Below are 16,985 nucleotides of genomic sequence, written 5' to 3'. Positions count from 1 at the left end.
ATGACCTGGCGACGGCGCATGATATTTCACTGTTTCTGAGGCGCCGGAACCGGGTCGGTTTGATGTAGATCAACCTCACGGGCCATCTGCCAGGGCAGGCTAAAGCATGTCGATATGCATCGTCCGGCGCGAATGTCTGCTCAGGGTATCGCTTGGGGTAGGGCAGCGATGGGCATGGCGATGGTAACCAGAGCTTCGGGAGGTTCCCATGAGTCAGTATCAACGACTGCTGCTAATAGCCGACCCAGGCATGCGCCAGTCCCCCGCCCTGCAAAGGGCAGTAGCGCTGGTGCAAGCGTGCGGTGGCTCCTTGCATATCGCGGCGATCAGCGGCCCATATGCCACCATGTGGTTGCTGGACAAAAGCACAGAAGCCCAGGTGCGTGACGATTACCTCAGGCAACAGCAGGCTTACCTCAAGACTGAAGCTGACCGGCTCAGCGACACGGGCATTGCGGTGACGACCGAAGCCGTTTGGACCGATACGCCTGTCGAGGAAATTCTCCTGCACATAAAGAATGTTCAGGCGGACCTGGTCATCAAGGACACGCACCATGAGTCGATATTGCAGCGTGCCTTCATTACGCCGCTTGACTGGCAATTGCTACGCGAATGCCCGGTGCCTTTGCATTTGGTAAGTGCCGCCGAACACCCGCTGCCACGCAGGGTTGTCGCGGCAGTCGATCTGTCTGACGCAAAAAACCGGGTCAGCGACCTGAGCGAACGCATTCTGGCAGCCGCCAATGATTTGGCTGTGCAATGCAATGCAGAGCTGCATCTATTGCACGCCTATGAGCACTCACCTGCCTACCTGGCTTATGCCGCAGCCCCAGTCAGTTGGCCGCCTGAGTTTCTGGAAGAGTTGACCAGCATAATGCGCAAGACTTTCAATGAGTTCGCCGAGCAACATGGCGTGCCGCCGCAGCGGCGACACGTTGTCGAAGGTTCTCCGATCAGGATGATCAGCGACTTTGCCACGCGCGAGCACATGGATGTTGTCGTCATGGGCACGCTGGACAGCAAGGGGCTGGAAAAAGTCCTGGGCAGTACCACGGAGCAGACCCTGTATCAGGTCCCAAGCAGCATCTTGGCGATCAGGCCAACCTGATCCAGGTTCAGCGTGTAGGCGATATGTACGGGGGAGGGCAGCGATCCGTGGCCAGTTGCGCGCTTGCAAGGCCGCAGTGTTGCAGTGTGCGTGCTACCTGCACTTGTGCTCAGCTATGGTTCATAACCTGAGCGCAAGTGCAGCTAGCTGCTCTTAAGGCGTTTCCCGCCACTTGAATCTTGATAGGCGCGTCAGGTCTTCAATATTGAGCATCTGCGAATAGCGCTGCTCGCGGATGACCCAGGTTGGGTAACGGTTGATTTTCGCTTCGATGCAGGCTCGCGCAACCAGTCCGTTGCGCCCGTCCGGGGTGCATTCGACATAGGGCAGACGCTCAGCCGATGTGCCAAATAGGCGCTTCTGCTCCTGGCAGGTTGGACACCAGAAGGTGCCGTAGAACTTCGCGCCGCTACGCTGCAGGTGGCTGGCCAGGGCCTGCAACTGTGGGTCTTCGCGCGGAGCCAGCATATCGCTGTAATACAATTGCAGGCCGCCCAGGGTGACCAGTGTTGCCACCCCGCAATAGGTCAGCCAGTGCCTCCATTCGGTGCCAGGTGCCGATTTTGGTCGATTCAGACTCACTCGAATGAAGATCGCCGCCATCAGTGCCAGCGACAGCAAGCACCAGGTGCAGAATGCATCGAGTTGCAGCCAGGCAACCAGGGTCATGTACAGGCTGACAGCCAGCCCGAACCAGGCCAGCAGCCAGAGTCGCCGCCAACGCACCAAGCGGGCCGGCAAGCGCCAAGCATTAGCCGCCAACAGCCCATAAACAACGAAGCCCCAGAGCGCCAGCGGCAGCCCCAGCAAGCTCGACCAACGACTGTGCTGGATCAGATCGCAGGCCGATTCAGCCGAACAGAATGCCGGTGTGCCGCCACGCAGGGCGACATAGGTCAGGTAGCCAGTCAGCAGCATGCCGCACAGCGCCGGTCCCAGCACCACTAACTCGGGCGATTGCGCAACCCTGCGGCCGGCGCCGGATTGGGCGATTAACTCGTGAGGTCGAAGCTTTTTGGTTTTACTCATAGACCAGGCTCTTTTCCAGGAGAAGTGTCGAAAAAAACCACACGTTGGTGGTTGCCTCCCCAATTGATGGGGGCGATCTACTTGTAAACGTTAGCAGTAAAACTCAGGTGTGGATGGCCGCTTCCCCGGCAGCACCAGACCACATAGCTGGGGGCTGACCCCGCCAAATCTCAAGGAAAGCGGCCGATTGACTGCCAGGGCTTCGGTAAGGGAGCAGGTGAGGGCGCCTACCTGAGTGATGGGCGCTGCAGCCGTCTGCTCGCGTTGGGCACTCCAGGGCTGGCCGTAGTTCAAGCGCGCAATTGCCGAAACGCCGGGTGGCCAAGAAGATTGGCCCGGGGACCTGGGCGAGTTGGAGCAGTTATAATGCGTTGGCTGACGGCGGGCGTTACCGCCTAAATAACTGCATATTGCAGAGGCGTGGGCGTTACTTAGCGCGCACTTGATTCAATAGCATTGACGCCGCTGCGAGGGTACCGCATGACGCTGACGCAGTTGATCGCCCAGTACGGTTATGCCGCAATACTCGTCGGCGCTTTCCTCGAAGGCGAGACCGTTCTTCTGCTAGCCGGTTTCGCCGCACATCAGGGCTATTTTTCCTTCCCCCTAGTGGTTGTGTTCGCCTTGAGCGGCGCCACCTTGGGTGATCAGCTGTACTTCTTTATTGGGCGGCGCTATGGCGATCGCCTTCTGCGCCGCTTTCCGAACTTGACACCCAGTGCGCAACGGGTCAATCGCTTGCTCCTGCGCTATCACGCCAGCGTCATAGTCGGCGTGCGCTTCATGTATGGACTGCGCGTAGTCGGGCCCATTGCCATAGGGATGAGCGAGTTGCCAGCCTGGCGATTCGTACTGTTCAACCTGCTGGGTGCCGCCATCTGGGCCCCCTTGATCGCAGGTGCCGGTTTTATGTTCGGCCAAACGCTGCAATGGTTGTTCGCCGATATCAAACACTATGAGGAAGTCGCGTTGCTGGTCATTGTCGTCATCGGAATTGCCATCAACCTGCTACGAAAATTGCTGCACATGGGTAGGTGATCACCGAGTATAAAATCGTGAGGCAGCGACTCTTTCAGCGGGATGTACGAGCGTGATTGGTACAGGGAAGAACGTCGGCAGCCACGGCGTTCAGCGCAGCCCCGACACATTAGCATCAGCCTTCAGCGTTTCCAGCAAATCCACCAAGCCTCAGCAGTGTCAAAGCGTGCCGATCATTCTGTTGGTGTTCGCCGTGGTGCTTACCACCTGATACTTCGCATAATGTATATTATGTTAAATAGCGTATGGAGATCAGCGCTGCAATAGGTGTTTGCGTATAGTACCCGGAAGTAAATATCCAAATTTATGCGTATCAATAATCTAAATCGCGGAATTTATCCCGGTTTTGGATTTTTACTTCCCTTAGAGGAAGGCTGAGCTCTTCAGGCGCGCTCTTGCAGCTGTAGCTCCAAAACGATGGCGATATCCTTTCGCGGAAGACAATGTTGGACCTCTGGTAGGACGTGTAGTACCAGTACACCGAACTATGTTGGGGTTAGCTGGCTGTGTGAACTGCGCGAGCAGAGCCATCCGACTAGAATTCGGGATACCGCTTTCGATCAAGTGAATATCTATCCGAAAGCTCGAGCATCAATCGCCCCAAGAACAAGAGTGCTTGTGATGAGTAGAAATAAAAGCAGAACCGAAGAGCTCGAAGCACGCTACACAGAGGAAGCGATTCGCTTAATCGGACCCACGACTCAGTGGCAGCGCCGAATGTTCAAGATTGCAGCACAGAGAGGTCGTGAGCTGGAGCCGGTTGGGCTCCTCGCAGGAAGTGCTCATCGGACTCACCCGGATCCGAGCGTCTAGCCTCTAACGTCTCATGATCATGATCGGGACTAGAAGGAAGAGTGTTTCAGGGGCAGAATCATGCCTTGAGTCTGGATCTGGAGGTGCTCATGGACGCCGAAATTCCGGGTAAGCCCCCGATTGTCTCCGCTGGCAATAAGCCTGCAGCAGCCAGCACATCGAGTTTCATTGGGGCCGAATGCCTGCCGAAAGAGTCTTCAGAGCAGGCCCGAGATGCATGGACTATCAATTTCACCTTCCTGCTGACTGGGGTGTCTGAGCAGAACGATCTTTCTGCCCTGTACCGGGCAGCTGTAAGCGGCGTAACCCTTACGGCACTTTCTAAGTTCGCTCAGTCGGTTGACATGCTGTCCAGCGACTCCATGTTGATAAAGTTGATCGGCCTATCTGGGCGAACCATTCGGTGCCGGCTCAAGATCCCTCATGAACGATTGAGCTCGGACCAAAGCGCTAGAGCCATCAGAGGAGCCCTGCTCCTCGACCAAGCTGTGAAAGTTATTGGTTCACTGGAGCTTGCTGAAGAATGGATGTTGAAACCCTCCATCGGACTTGACGGCGGGAAGCCCATTGATTTGTTGGAAAACTCAATCGGTGGCCAACTGGTAAGCGATCTTTTGACACGCCTGGAGTACGGGGTATACCAGTAGGTTTGAGGTCGGCAAGCTTGGCATAATCAATTCACGGAGAAGCGCCCTCCCCGCGGGTTCTTCTCGACTATTGGCGCTGCAAATAGTCCATGACTCTGAAACTATTTAAGCCAATAGTTAAGCTGCAACTACCGCGCTGCGTATGCCCTGCCCTTACGGGCAAACAACCTCTTGTGGTCGGACATTGCATTTTCCAGTTTCTGGAATGAGTAAATCTCCAGGCATTACGATCAAGCCCCTCCGCTCTAGGTGTTGGGCCATCGAATTGCAAGCCACTATGGCAGAGCTGCTTACCCAGGGGCGCTACTGCTCAGGGCTCGTACTTGGCTATCCACACTACGCATAGCTTGCGCCAGATAGCGCTCCACAGCATTAGGGGCCCAGTTTCCAACAGGATTGAGCACGCGCTTGCGAACGAAGCGATAGTCTCGAAGTGGAACCTTCAGCGCCTGCATAAAAGTACTGTCCTGCTCGGACAACTCGGTGAAGCACCGTTCGATATCGGCATCCAATTCGCTTAGCCCCCGCTCATTGAGAATCCAGATATCGCCCCCGAAATTCGGGAAGGATGCCATTTGGTAGGACAGCAGCATCCGCCCAATATCATGGCTGAGCCCATGCAATCGACTCTGTGTCTGCGCCACCTCGGGCGCCGAGTCGTAGCGTTCGCTCAGCGACTTCTCCAGGCGGAAATGCGCCTCGATGACACCCGGCAACCAGCGTGTATAGGCGGGCCACACCGAGCGCACATCGGCAGTACTCTGCGGCAACTGCTTGAGCTGGGAGGCCGCATCGTCTAGCAGGCGGACCTGGTCGACGAGCGAGGCATCACCGGCTTGCATGGACAACTCGCGCAGTCGATCCAGGTTGTGGCTGAAGGATTCGAGATTCTCGGCTTCATAGGGCATGCCATTGAGGTTGTAGTAGAGCAGCACGCTGACCGTCGTCATTGTCGCCAGCGTACGCATTTCCTGAAGCTCCTGCCGGCTCAGCGCGGCCAGCGCTTCTCCTCGGGCACAGGCCAGCAGTACCAGTATCAACAGGTAGCTCAGCAAACGGCTTTTCTTGTTGTTTTCGCGTTCCAAAATGCTCTCCCTTTACAGGCTCTGTCCACGCAGGTCGATGACCTACAATTCAAGCCCTCACGCTGGTGACAAGGCACGCAGCCGAACTGCTGCGCACGTCATCTGAAGTCTCCATCGGTCAATACCGATAGATCACGCCACTGTTCGATCTCCTGAGCCATTGCCGCCAGTTTGCCGGTCACCACTTGCAGGGCATCGGTGCCGGCCTGATAGCGCAGTGGTGGTTTTTCTTCGGCGGCCAAGCGCACCAGCACCGCGCCCAGTTTGGCGGGATCGCCTGCCTGCTTGTGGTTGTTGGCTTCTGACGACGCTTTGATCTTGCTACTGAACCCGGCATAGTCCTCCAGGCCTTTGCCGCCCAGGGCGGCCGAGCTCACATCAAGGAAGTCGGTACGGAAGGCCCCTGGCTCGACGATGGTGACGCGGATGCCGAATTGCGCCACCTCCTGTGCGAGCGATTCGGAGAAACCTTCCACCGCGAATTTCGCCGAGCAGTACAACGCGGCGCCGCCCATGCCGGCCACACCAGCGATCGACGAGATGTTGAAGATGTGCCCGCCCCGCTGCCGGCGCATCACCGGGAGCACCGCACGGCATACATGGAACGTACCGAAAACATTGGTCGCGAACTGCCGCTCGGCCGCTTCGGCGTCGTTTTCCTCGAAGGGACCCAGTTGCCCATACCCTGCGTTGTTCACGGCGACGTCGATGCGCCCGAAACGCTGCACTGCCGCCTCGACCGCCGAAAATGCCTGACTTTCCTCGGCGACGTCCAATTGCAACGACAGCACACGATCGCCATACGCCTCGAACAATCGCTCGAGACGGGCAAGGTCGCGTCCTGTCGCCACCACATTGTCGCCTGCCGCCAGCGCCGCTTTGACGATTTCCGCGCCTATGCCACGGGAAGCTCCCGTAACGAACCATATTTTGCTCATTGTTGTTCTCCGGGTTCGATAGACCGCGAAATGTGCCGCCATCCGTCCCTGGGAGGATGAACGCGCACAAACTATATGAACAAACTTTTTAAATATGTTCAAATAATATTAGAAGATCTGGCGCAGAAATCGATGCCCGCGCCCTATGACCCATCCTGAGGAGTACGCCGTGCTGATCGATATCCATGCCCATCTCGTGACGAAGGGAATGCTCAACCGCCATGAGTTCTGGGGCCCGTTCATGAAGACCAGCGGTTTCACCGTCGGCCACTTCTCCCTTGGCACCAAGCAACCGTCCAAGGCCGCCAACGATGCAGAGGCCGAAGCCAACCTGCTGGCGCGCATGACTCACGCGAGTCGGCGCAAGCTGATGGCCGAACGCGGTGTGGACAAGCTGGTGTTGTCTGCCCCCTCGCATGCTTTCATGTACTGGGCCGGCGAATTCGGTAACGAGTACGCGCGGATCTGCAACGATGAAATGTCCGCCTACTGCCGTCAGGATCCGGCGCACTTCGACTTCTGGTGCCATGCCAACCTGGCCGAGCCGGATGCCGCGGTGGAGGAAATCGAGCGTGCCGTCACCCAGTTGGGGGCCAAGGGTGTCTGCGTGGGCGGGACTAATTTCAACGGCATCGAGACGCACGACGAACGCCTGTTCCCGGTTTGGGAAAAGATCGCCCAACTGGATGTGCCTATCATGGTGCATGGCTTCAATCAGTCGATGTACTGGGGCGAAAAGCATACCGACGACAAGTTCGAGACGACCTCCATCGTCGGCGATTGTGTCGATGAAACCCTGTTCTTCTGGTACCTGATCTGTGGTGGCGCGCTGGACACCTTCCCCACCCTCAAGGCCTACATCACCCATGCCGGCGGTATGGCGGTGTTCCAACTGGGCCGGCTTAGCGAGCTGAACCGCGCCATGGCGCCGGATGCCCGCAATCAGAAGCCACTCATGGATTACATGAACAACTTCTATTTCGATCTCGATGTCCATGCGCCGGGCCTGCGCCGCGGCGTTGCGGAGGTGGTCGGGGTGGACAGGCTGGTCTACGGCACCAATTTCGGCGGCGCCTACGACCATGGCGATCTCACTGCAGGCCTGGGCCTCGACGACAGCGAGCGTGAAAAGATCCGCAGCGGCAATGCCATCCGGCTGCTCAAGCTGGACGCGCCCGGCCCTCTCTGAGCCCACCTACTGCTCCGTACAGTCTGCGCTACACCCAGCTTTCAGAGCGATTGGTCGGTCAGGTCAGTCGCCCTGCGGCAGTCGCTCGACGGCTGGCTTGGGCCGTCCCTGCGCCAGCGCAATACCGCACAGGATCAGCCCGCCACCGATGGTGTGGTAACCGTGCAGGGCCTCGTCCAGCATGAGCACCGCGAGCACGGCGGTGAGCAGCGGCACCAGGTTCATGAATATGGCGATCCTCTCTGCGCCCAGAATGCCCAGTGCGTGATTCCATAAGCCCGGTGCCAACCCTGATGCGAAAAGCCCTGCGTAGACCACCAAGGGCATGTTCTGCGCGGTCAGTTGCACCGACGGCGCAAGCAGGAATGGCGAAATCAGCACCATCAGGCCACAGAAGATCTGCACATAGAGAGATACCCAGGTAGAAACCGGCAATTGCCAGCGCTTCAGCAGCAGGCAATACAAGGCATAGGAGATCGAGGCCATGAGCATCATCAACTCGCCCGAGCCCATCCCCTCGGTCCACAGCTGGCTGGGTTTTCCCGCGCTGATCAGCAGCGCTAAGCCAACAAATGAAAGCAGCCCGCCCAAGCAGACGCCCGGAGTGGGCCGGGTGCGCAACAGCGGGATGGCCAGAAAAATGGTCAACAGCGGCATGGTTCCCAGAATCAAACCCATCGACATCGCTGAAACCGTATGCGCCGCGAAATAGGCCAGCGATTGGTACAGCGCCATGCCGAGCACACCAAGGATGAACAGCTGCCAGAAATGCCGAGCGATCAACTGCCGTTGCCGCCAAACCCCGGGCAACAGCCAGGGACTGAGTAGCACAAAGGCCAGCAGCCAACGGTAGAAGGAAATGGCCGCGGGCTCGATAGCGCCGACCGCCAGGCGATTGACCACGGTACTGCCGGCCCAGATAAGCGCGGCCAGCACAGGCAGGAGATAGATCATGGGACGGCTGAATCCTCGACAGGCGTTGCCCTCTTACGCCAGCCTGAACCACCGATCAGTGCCGGCGTGAGTTCGTTGCGCCTGCGCGGGTACTCGGGTGGATGGTGCCCGCGACTCAGCCGAACTCAGAGCGGCTTCTGGTAATACCCCGCCGCAACCGCATAGTCGCCGACCTTACGGATCAAGGTGTGCTTTGTCTCGCTGCGCCCCGTCACCGGGTTGCGCCACAGGTAAGTGAGCTCGCCCTCGCCTTTACCGTTGACGATCTTGAGCATCTGCTCGCCGATAGGCACATGATCGACCGACTGCACGGCACGGAAGTTGGTGCCAACCAGTCTCAGGTTGTAGCCATGCGCGACATAGCGCTCCGTGCGCAGATCGGCTACGAACACATAAAGATCGTCGCGAATGAAATCCGCATCCAGGCTGTTGATGCGCTTGAAGGTTTCCTGGGGGTTCTCGGCCACGGCAGCAGCAGCCCGTTCCAGCAGAACCTCCGCCTCTTCCGAACTGGCGCGCGGCACATAGTAACCAACCGCAAAGACGCGTTCGTCGACACGCTGAAAGAACACGTGCTTGCGTTCGACTTTACCGTCATTCCAGTTCAGCCAGCGGTATTCGGCGCGGTGTACCGCACCGCTGTCAGGCAGGCGCAACGCCTCCTGGAACGCCGCGTTGAGTTCTTCGTTCAGTGCGCTACTGATATTGCGCCCGACCAGATTCACCGAAGGCCCACCGCTGGCCAGCATCACCCCAGCGGTATCCAGCACATAGACGTACAGCTCGCCGTCGATGAACTCGCCCTGCCGGCTGAACACGGCCAGCGCCGCATCGCCCTTCTCCTGATAAAACGCTACGGCCTTGTTCAACAGCCGATTCGCCCGCTCGGCCTCAGCCGCGTAGCGCTCTGCAGGCGCATCTTGGGCGAAGGCCTGCGGCAGAACAAACAGCCCCACAAGCAGCAGCACAGCATTGCGAAAGATAAGCGACATAACATGTCCCCAAATGCTCACCTTGCCTGTGGAGTTGCTTCAGGACCGGCGAATAGTGGTTTAAAGGGTCCGACCGATGATTTCCTTCATGATTTCCGAAGTCCCGCCATAGATGCGGGCAACCCGCGCGTCTACCCAGGCACGGCTGATCTTGTACTCGCTCATGAAACCATAGCCGCCATGCAACTGGAGGAACTCGTCGAGCAGCTTGCCCTGCATCTCCGAGCCAAGCAGCTTGGCCATGGCCGCGGTGTCTGCCGCCAGCTCACCGCACATCACCTTGGCCAGGCAATCGTCGACGAACACGCGCAGCATGGTCGCCTGTGCTTTGGCCTCGGCGAGCTTGAAGCGGGTGTTTTGGAAGTCCAGCACCGGCTTGCCAAACACCTTGCGCTCACGGGTGTATTCGATGGTTTCCTCCAGCAGGGTATGGATCGACTGCGCCGCGCGAATGGCGATGATCAGGCGCTCCCAGGCCAACTGGTGGGTGAGGTACTTGAAGCCCAGCCCTTCCTCGCCCAGACGGTTGCTGGCCGGCACCCGCACTTCGTCGAAGAACAGCTCGGCGGTGTCCTGGCCCTTCAAGCCGATTTTCTCCAGCAAGCGACCCTTGGAAAACCCTTTGCGGTCCTCCTCGATACAGATCAGCGTCAGCTCCTTGGCCGCCGGATTGAGCTTGGTCGCGGTGACCATCAGCCCGGCGTTGCCACCGTTGGTGATGAAGGTCTTCTGTCCTGAGACGATGTAATCCTCGCCATCACGGCGGGCCAGGGTGCGCATGGAGCGCAAATCGCTGCCGATGCCCGGCTCGCTCATGGCGATCACCCCGATCAGCTCGCCGCTGACCATGCGCGGCAGCCACTTGAGCTTCTGCTCTTCACTGCCGTAGGCCACGATGTAGGGCGCGACTATCTCCGAATGGGTGGTGAAGCCCACTGCGGTAGCGTTAGCCCTGGCCAGCTCCTCAATCATCACCGCCGAGTGACCGAAATCACCACCTGAACCGCCGTACTCCTCGGGCACGGTCGAGCACAGCAATCCCAGTTCGCCGGCCTTGAGCCAGACGTCCTTGGGCACGATGCCATTTTTTTCCCATTCAGGTAGGTGCGGGACGATTTCGCGGTCTACGAAACGCCGCGCCATTTCGCGGAACATATTGTGGTCTTCTCGGAAAACGGCACGCATAACTATCACTCCAAATTCGGTTGGTGGTCTCAACGGTCCTGGTAGTCAGGCTTGCGCTTGTCCATAAAGGCGCCGACGGCCTCATGGTGGTCTTCCGTGTGATGGGCCAGCGACTGATAGGCGGCAGACAGCTCCAGCAGCGAATCCAGACGCATGTGCTGGCCTTCGCGCAGCAGGCGCTTGCACAGACGCAGGGCATGGCCGGGGTTGCTGGCTATGCGCTGAGCCAGCGCGTGCGCTTCGGCCTGCAGGGTTTCAGGAGTACAGACCTGCTCCACCAACCCCCAGTCCAGCGCCTTGGCGGCGTCGATGGTGTCGCCGGTGAAGGCCAGCAGGCTGGCCTTGGGAATACCGATGATGCGCGGCAACAGCCAGGCACCACCGTCGCCGGGAACGATCCCCAGGCGCACGAAACTTTCCGCGAACAACGCCTTACTGGAAGCCAGGCGAATGTCGCACATACAGGCCAGGTCCAGACCGGCGCCGATTGCCGGACCGTTGACCGCGGCGATGACCGGGATATCCAGCTCGTACAGCGCCAGCGGAATGCGCTGGATGCCGTCGCGGTAGTTATTGCGCAATTCATACGGCGAACCGGCGAAGATTCCACCGCGCTCGCGCATGTCCTTGACGTTGCCACCGGCACAAAAGGCGCTACCGTTGCCGGTAAGCACCATTACTCTTACCGAATGATCGCGGCGCAGTTCGGCACAGAGGTCAACGAACTCCTGGATCTGTTCCGGTGAAGTCAGCGCGTTGCGTGTTTCCGGGTGGTTCATACGCACGGTGACGATGCCGCCATCGCGCTCGATCTGCAGGAAGGCACTCATGCCGATTTCCTCTCAAGAGTAGCTAGCTGTTGGCTGGCGTGGCCGGTCAACAGCGACCAGTAGCCTTCGCCACCCGCCCCGCAGACCATCTGACCGATGCGCTGACTCCACAGGCTCGCCGAACCGTATTCGCTGCGCCACGCCCATAGGCGTCGCGACAACAGGTGCAGCGAGTACTCCTGGGTGAAACCGATGGCGCCGTGCACCGAATGCGCGATCCCAGCGCCAACACTGGCGGCTTCGGCGGTACTGACCTTGGCGGCGGCGATGGTAAAGGTGGCAAAAACCGTATCCGACTCGGCGAAGGCGGCTTCCGCGGCAATACCCGCCGCTGCGGCTTGTTCGGCGAACACCGCTAGCTGCTGCTGAATCGCCTGGAAGGCGCCAATCGGGCGGCCAAACTGGGTGCGCTCGCGGGCGTATCCCGAGGTCATGTCCAACAGCGCATGCAGCGCGCCGGCGATCTGCGCCGAACGCAGCAGTGCGCCGCCCAACTGCAACACGTCGGCCGACAGCGACTCGGGCAGAGGCGCACAGGCCAGCACCTGGGCACCGCTGAAGTGCAGACTGTCGCGCGGTTCGCCGGCCACATTCAGGCTCAGCGTCTGGCTGGCAGCGCTGGCGGTGGACAGCAGCACCACGCTCGGCGTCGCGCTGTTGCGATCGGCGATGGCCACCAGAGTTTGTGCATGGCGGCCCCAGGGCACGTCATGCATATCCCCATCCACTGCCCCATCACGCAGGCTCAGGCTGGCCTCCGCGGCGAAGCTAAGAATGCCGGTCTGCGCCTCAAGGCCCGCCTTGCCGAGCAACCAGTTGCCCAATAGTGCCTCACCCAACGGGATCGGTGCAGCAAAGCGGCCCGCCGCGCGGGCCAACACGTAGAGGTCGGCCCAGCCGGCCTCGGCGCCACCCAGGGTTTCCGGTACGGCCGCCAGCGTGAAGCCGGATGCTTCGACAGCCGCCCAAAGTTCGGCCGGCCACTCGCCGCCTTCGCAGCCGAGCACGTATTCCGGCGTGGCAAAGTCGGCGAGCAGACGCTCGATGGTCGATTCGAATAGTTCTCGCATAATTATCGCAACCCCATTCCGCGCGCGATGATGCCGCGCAGGATTTCGCGGGTGCCTCCGCGCAGTGAGAAAGACGGTGCCATTTGGGTCAGGTAGGCGAGAACCTGGGCATGCTCGCTGCCGCCCGCCTGACGGGGCTCGGCCTCCAGCAGCAGTTGCGCGACCTCGGGAATCTCCTGCTCGAACAGGTTGCCCAAGTCCTTCACGCAGGAGGCAGCCCAGGCCGGGTGTTCACCCGCCGCCAACTGTGCGGTCACCGACAGCGACATGTTGCGCAGGGTCAGCAACTTGGCGCTGAGACGGCCGATTTCACGACTCTGCAAGGCATCAGGATGGCGACCCACGGCGCTGATCAGCGTCTTGAGCAGCTCGATGCAACTGAGGAAGCGCTCCGGACCGCTGCGCTCGAAGGCCAGCTCTGCCGTTACCTGATCCCAGCCTTTGCCTTCGGTACCGATCAACGCGTCGGCATCGAGTTGGACATTGTCGAAGAACACCTCATTGAAATGCTCGCCGCCAGCCAGGTCGCGAATCGGTCGGATGGTGATGCCCGGCAGGCTCAGGTCGACGATGAACTGCGACATGCCTTCGTGGCGTGCGGCCTGTTTTTCGCCGGTCCGCACCAGGGCAATCATGAAGTGTGCGTGCTGGGCATTGGTCGTCCATACCTTCTGCCCGTTGAGCAGCCAGCCGCCATCGTTACGCGTGGCCGAGGTCTTGATCGAGGCCAGGTCGGAACCGGAATTCGGCTCGCTCATGCCGATACAGAAGTAGCTCTCGCCACGGCAGATCGGCGGCAAATAGCGTTCTCGCTGCGCCTCGCTGCCAAAGCGGTTGATCAACGGACCGCTCTGCCGGTCCGCTATCCAATGCGCCGAAACCGGTGCACCGGCGGCCAGCAGCTCCTCGATGATCACGTAGCGGGCGAACGGCCCCGCCGCCGCGCCACCGTATTGCTCGGGGAGCGCCATGCCGACCCAGCCACGAGCACCGAGCTTGCGGCTGAAGTTCGCATCGAAGCCCATCCAGGACTGTGCCCTGGCGGTTCTCGGGTAGTCGCCGAGATTGTTCTGTAGGAACTCGCGCACCTCGTGGCGAAGTGACTCTGCCTCGGCGGGAATTCTGCTGTAAGTGAACTGAGTGATAGACATGTGTGCTCTCTAAACTGGGCACGAGGCCCGATCGCCATGCGGCAACCAGGCAAGTCGAGGCTGCCTACCCTCCCGCCGTGGACAGCGGGAGGGGCTTCGCTAGACCTTAAAGCGCAGTACCGGCGTCAGCCTTCTCGAACATCGCATTGATGTCGCCCGAGGTAACCGGCTTGCCGTCATTGCGCCCATGGTCGGCACCGCCGAGACCAAGTGCAGGTTCGATGCTGACATGCGTCGCCTTGGCACGCAGTGCGGCAACGGTGCAGTTCTCGCGACCATGGATGGAGAACGGATCGAAGGAGAACTCGCGCATGGCATTGAGGTGAGTAACTTTGTCGATGGTTTCTTTGGACAGGTGCTGCAACCCTTCCCAGGCGGATTCTGGCGAATTCGGCCAAGTGCAGTCGGAGTGCGGGTAGTCGCTTTCCCAGGTAACCATCTCTTCGTTCATGAACTTCAGGTTCTGCAAGCCGAAGTTGTCTTCGATAAAGCAGGTGACGAAGTGCTTCTTGAAGATATCGCTCGGCATCTGCCCGTCGAAGTTGGAGTTGGTCCAGGCGTTGTGGTGACGGTGAGTGAAGTCCGCTCGCTCCAACAGATAAGGAATCCAGCCGATACTGCCCTCGGACAATGCCATGCGCAGATTTGGGAATTTCTTCCACATCGGTGCCCAGATCCAGTCGGCCGCCGAGTTGGCAATCGAGATCGGCATGGACGTGATCCAGGCATCGATCGGCGACAGGTCGGAGGCATGGTTCGCCTTCACACCGGTGCCAATGTGGCAGCAGATCACGACGTTGTTATCCGAACAGGCTTTCCACAACGGATCCCAGTAATCGCTGTGAATCGACGGGAAGCCGTGAATCGCTGGGTTATCAGACAGCGACACTGCATGCACGCCCTGCTTGGCCAGGCGCTCGACCTCTGCAGCAGCGGCCTGCATGTCCCACCACGGCACCAGCATCAAGGGGATAAAACGCCCCGGTGCGGCGTTGCACCAATCGTGCAAATGCCAATCGTTGTAGGCCTGAATGGCGGCCAGGGACACGGCGCGATCGGTATGCGTCTGAAAACGCTGCCCAGCGAAACCAGGAAACGTAGGGAAGCACATCGAGCCCAGCACGCCATTGGCGTTCATGTCGTCGACACGGTCCTTGATGCTCCAGGTACCACGACGCATCTGCTCGTAGCCCAGCGGCTCCATGCCGTATTCCTCTTTTGGGCGACCAACCACGGAGTTGAGCCCCATGTAACCGGTGGCCTGCTCCTCGAACACCCAGACGTCGCGCTCGTCACGTTTGACCACATGCGGCTCGCGTCCTTTGAAGCGCGCCGGCATATGGCGAGCAAAGGCATTTGGCGGCTCAATCGCGTGATCATCGACGCTGACGAGTATCAGATCTTCAACTTTCATTGTTTTTCCCCTTCGCTTTCGGGTTCTTGATTGTGCTAACGATCATAGAGCACACCGAAGGTTAATTAAACACATTTTCTATATATGTTCAAATAATTAACGGATTACCCAGAGCCTCCAGCCGCCGAACGCGCCACACGTCGCGCTGGCAGCACCTCGCAGCAGGTTAATCCCAGATCACATGCACGCTATGCGGGCCGCGCAACTGGGCACCAACGATCTCCGGGGCGGGCTTGGAAGGGTCCAGGCGGATGTTGGGCATCAGGTCGAGAATGGCATTGAGTGCGCAGTTGATTTCCGTCTTGGCGACAAACTGGCCGATACACATGTGCGTACCGAAACCGAAGCCGAAGGATGGCCGTACGCGCCGGTCGATATCGAATACATCGGCGTTCTCGAAGGCATCCTCGTCGCGGTTCGCCGAACTGACAATGCACGACACCATCGCGCCCTTGGGAATGTTCACGCCACGAATCACCATGTCTTTGTCCGCCTGGCGCACCTTGAAGGTCGCGACGGGCTCGTAACGCACGGATTCGTCGATCGCCTTGGCCACCAGGCTGCGGTCGTTGCGCACGCGTTCGAGCAGCTCAGGCCTCTCGAGCAGGAGGGCCATCAGGGTGCCAAAGGTACGGGTGGTGGTCTCACTCGCGGCCGGCAATAGCGAGCGGACGAAGGTGGCGATATCGTGATCGTCCAGCGAGCGCCCTTCGTATTCGGCGCGAATCAGCCGGCTGATCAGGTCATCGCCCGTGGCGCCCTCCTCTCGGCGTTGCGCCACCACCACCTTGACCACGTCATACAGGGCCTTGGCCGCCTCCATGGCGGCAGCGCGCGCGGCAGCAGCCTTTTCCGGATCAACCTGTGGGCCCGCCAGAATCGCCAGCGCCCAGGCAGCGTACTGCTGGATGTCTTCGGGGCGGTCCTCGGGAAAGCCGATCAGTGCGTAGATCACGCGGATCGGGAAATGCAGGGCGAACTCCATGATGTCGGCGCCTTTACTCGCCACCATGGGTTTAAGGTATTCCTCGCGGATGACACGATCGATCCTGGTCTCCTTCCAGCGATTGACCGTCTCCGGCATGAACACCGGCTGTAGCAGGTTGCGGATGTTCTTGTGCGCCTCGCCGTCCATCGCCGTGAGGATCAACCCGTCGAAGAACGAACCCAGGCCCTCGGCGATAAAGCCGTTGGTGAAGTTAACGTGATCGCGCATGACTGCCATGACGTCATCGTATTTGAACAGGGTGAAGGTCGGGCGGTTAACGTCGAGCCCGGCGATCGAGGGCACCCCCAGGCGCGCCATGAAGTTCTCTGGCAAAACAGGGGAATTTTGACGCATGTCGCGATACACGGCATGCAGGTCGATATCGGCGCCGCGATAGTTGCTCGCCACATTGGCAAACACCTGCTCCAGCTTGCTCTGTTCTTGTTCGGACATGTTCGTCTCCTTTCTTGTTGTGCATAGCCATGACGCGGCCCGCAGAGGCCAGCTTATTGCTAGTCATCTTAGGCGCAACCCATCACTAGCTGAACGGTTTT

General features: G+C 59.5%; 15 protein-coding genes. 4 read left to right on the top strand and 11 right to left on the bottom strand.

The features are described from left to right. Positions 1-208: 208 nt before the first annotated feature. Positions 209-1,108: a universal stress protein gene (locus tag PH586_RS08085; protein WP_271347247.1), complete on the top strand. Its 900-nt coding sequence runs from the start codon at positions 209-211 to the stop codon at positions 1,106-1,108. A 153-nt stretch (positions 1,109-1,261) separates the two neighbouring features. Here PH586_RS08085 and PH586_RS08080 read toward each other — a convergent pair whose 3' ends face one another. Continuing rightward, positions 1,262-2,137: a vitamin K epoxide reductase family protein gene (locus tag PH586_RS08080; RefSeq protein ID WP_271347246.1), complete on the bottom strand. Its 876-nt coding sequence runs from the start codon at positions 2,135-2,137 to the stop codon at positions 1,262-1,264. Positions 2,138-2,617: 480 nt separating this feature from the next. Here PH586_RS08080 and PH586_RS08075 point away from each other — a divergent pair, with 480 nt between their 5' ends. Together PH586_RS08075 and PH586_RS08070 are read left to right on the top strand one after the other, a co-directional pair. Then, complete coding sequence (locus tag PH586_RS08075) at positions 2,618-3,175, top strand: DedA family protein (RefSeq protein WP_271347245.1); 558 nt, start codon at positions 2,618-2,620, stop codon at positions 3,173-3,175. Positions 3,176-4,077: 902 nt separating this feature from the next. After that, on the top strand, positions 4,078-4,635 hold the full coding sequence (locus tag PH586_RS08070) for an antitoxin Xre/MbcA/ParS toxin-binding domain-containing protein (protein WP_271347244.1): 558 nt from the start codon (positions 4,078-4,080) through the stop codon (positions 4,633-4,635). Positions 4,636-4,925: 290 nt separating this feature from the next. Here PH586_RS08070 and PH586_RS08065 read toward each other — a convergent pair whose 3' ends face one another. Both PH586_RS08065 and PH586_RS08060 read right to left on the bottom strand, forming a co-directional pair. Next, positions 4,926-5,720, bottom strand: coding sequence for a hypothetical protein (locus PH586_RS08065; protein WP_271347243.1), 795 nt, complete (start codon positions 5,718-5,720; stop codon positions 4,926-4,928). A 98-nt stretch (positions 5,721-5,818) separates the two neighbouring features. After that, a complete protein-coding gene (locus PH586_RS08060; RefSeq protein ID WP_271347242.1) occupies positions 5,819-6,658 on the bottom strand; it encodes an oxidoreductase in 840 nt (279 codons plus the stop codon). Positions 6,659-6,827: 169 nt separating this feature from the next. Between PH586_RS08060 and PH586_RS08055 the strand changes: the two genes are divergently transcribed. After that, complete coding sequence (locus PH586_RS08055) at positions 6,828-7,847, top strand: amidohydrolase family protein (protein ID WP_271347530.1); 1,020 nt, start codon at positions 6,828-6,830, stop codon at positions 7,845-7,847. A 63-nt stretch (positions 7,848-7,910) separates the two neighbouring features. On the opposite strand, the gene PH586_RS08050 is transcribed toward PH586_RS08055, so the two are convergent. The 8 genes from PH586_RS08050 to PH586_RS08015 all read right to left on the bottom strand — a co-directional run bounded on the left by PH586_RS08050 (position 7,911) and on the right by PH586_RS08015 (position 16,884). Further along, positions 7,911-8,801, bottom strand: a complete 891-nt coding sequence (locus PH586_RS08050; RefSeq protein ID WP_271347241.1) for a DMT family transporter — start codon at positions 8,799-8,801, stop codon at positions 7,911-7,913. Between the two features lie 125 nt (positions 8,802-8,926). Further along, on the bottom strand, positions 8,927-9,793 hold the full coding sequence (locus PH586_RS08045; protein ID WP_271347240.1) for a cache domain-containing protein: 867 nt from the start codon (positions 9,791-9,793) through the stop codon (positions 8,927-8,929). Between the two features lie 60 nt (positions 9,794-9,853). After that, positions 9,854-10,978: an acyl-CoA dehydrogenase family protein gene (locus PH586_RS08040; RefSeq protein WP_271347239.1), complete on the bottom strand. Its 1,125-nt coding sequence runs from the start codon at positions 10,976-10,978 to the stop codon at positions 9,854-9,856. 29 nt (positions 10,979-11,007) lie between these two features. Continuing rightward, on the bottom strand, positions 11,008-11,808 hold the full coding sequence (locus tag PH586_RS08035; RefSeq protein WP_271347238.1) for a crotonase/enoyl-CoA hydratase family protein: 801 nt from the start codon (positions 11,806-11,808) through the stop codon (positions 11,008-11,010). Further along, a complete protein-coding gene (locus tag PH586_RS08030) occupies positions 11,805-12,878 on the bottom strand; it encodes an acyl-CoA dehydrogenase (RefSeq protein WP_271347237.1) in 1,074 nt (357 codons plus the stop codon). Before PH586_RS08030 ends, PH586_RS08035 begins: the two co-directional genes overlap by 4 nt. 2 nt (positions 12,879-12,880) lie before the next feature. Further along, entirely contained in the window at positions 12,881-14,029 is a 1,149-nt protein-coding gene (locus tag PH586_RS08025; RefSeq protein WP_271347236.1) for an acyl-CoA dehydrogenase family protein, read from the bottom strand. A 106-nt stretch (positions 14,030-14,135) separates the two neighbouring features. Further along, entirely contained in the window at positions 14,136-15,443 is a 1,308-nt protein-coding gene (locus tag PH586_RS08020; protein ID WP_271347235.1) for an amidohydrolase family protein, read from the bottom strand. Positions 15,444-15,609: 166 nt separating this feature from the next. After that, a complete protein-coding gene (locus tag PH586_RS08015) occupies positions 15,610-16,884 on the bottom strand; it encodes a cytochrome P450 (RefSeq protein ID WP_271347234.1) in 1,275 nt (424 codons plus the stop codon). Between the last annotated feature and the right edge of the window lie 101 nt (positions 16,885-16,985).

The sequence above is a fragment of the Pseudomonas aestuarii genome (genome assembly GCF_027988105.1).
GTDB lineage: Bacteria > Pseudomonadota > Gammaproteobacteria > Pseudomonadales > Pseudomonadaceae > Aquipseudomonas > Aquipseudomonas aestuarii.
This window is presented reverse-complemented; position numbering and strand designations above follow the sequence as displayed.

Excerpts from the sequence above, each read along its gene's own strand:
- PH586_RS08035 (WP_271347238.1), bottom strand. The coding sequence starts at position 11,808 with ATGAGTGCCTTCCTGCAGATCGAGCGCGATGGCGGCATCGTCACCGTG.
- PH586_RS08050 (WP_271347241.1), bottom strand. The coding sequence starts at position 8,801 with ATGATCTATCTCCTGCCTGTGCTGGCCGCGCTTATCTGGGCCGGCAGT.
- PH586_RS08040 (WP_271347239.1), bottom strand. The coding sequence starts at position 10,978 with ATGCGTGCCGTTTTCCGAGAAGACCACAATATGTTCCGCGAAATGGCG.
- PH586_RS08015 (WP_271347234.1), bottom strand. The coding sequence starts at position 16,884 with ATGTCCGAACAAGAACAGAGCAAGCTGGAGCAGGTGTTTGCCAATGTG.
- PH586_RS08045 (WP_271347240.1), bottom strand. The coding sequence starts at position 9,793 with ATGTCGCTTATCTTTCGCAATGCTGTGCTGCTGCTTGTGGGGCTGTTT.
- PH586_RS08025 (WP_271347236.1), bottom strand. The coding sequence starts at position 14,029 with ATGTCTATCACTCAGTTCACTTACAGCAGAATTCCCGCCGAGGCAGAG.
- PH586_RS08075 (WP_271347245.1), top strand. The coding sequence starts at position 2,618 with ATGACGCTGACGCAGTTGATCGCCCAGTACGGTTATGCCGCAATACTC.
- PH586_RS08085 (WP_271347247.1), top strand. The coding sequence starts at position 209 with ATGAGTCAGTATCAACGACTGCTGCTAATAGCCGACCCAGGCATGCGC.
- PH586_RS08070 (WP_271347244.1), top strand. The coding sequence starts at position 4,078 with ATGGACGCCGAAATTCCGGGTAAGCCCCCGATTGTCTCCGCTGGCAAT.
- PH586_RS08030 (WP_271347237.1), bottom strand. The coding sequence starts at position 12,878 with ATGCGAGAACTATTCGAATCGACCATCGAGCGTCTGCTCGCCGACTTT.
- PH586_RS08080 (WP_271347246.1), bottom strand. The coding sequence starts at position 2,137 with ATGAGTAAAACCAAAAAGCTTCGACCTCACGAGTTAATCGCCCAATCC.
- PH586_RS08020 (WP_271347235.1), bottom strand. The coding sequence starts at position 15,443 with ATGAAAGTTGAAGATCTGATACTCGTCAGCGTCGATGATCACGCGATT.
- PH586_RS08060 (WP_271347242.1), bottom strand. The coding sequence starts at position 6,658 with ATGAGCAAAATATGGTTCGTTACGGGAGCTTCCCGTGGCATAGGCGCG.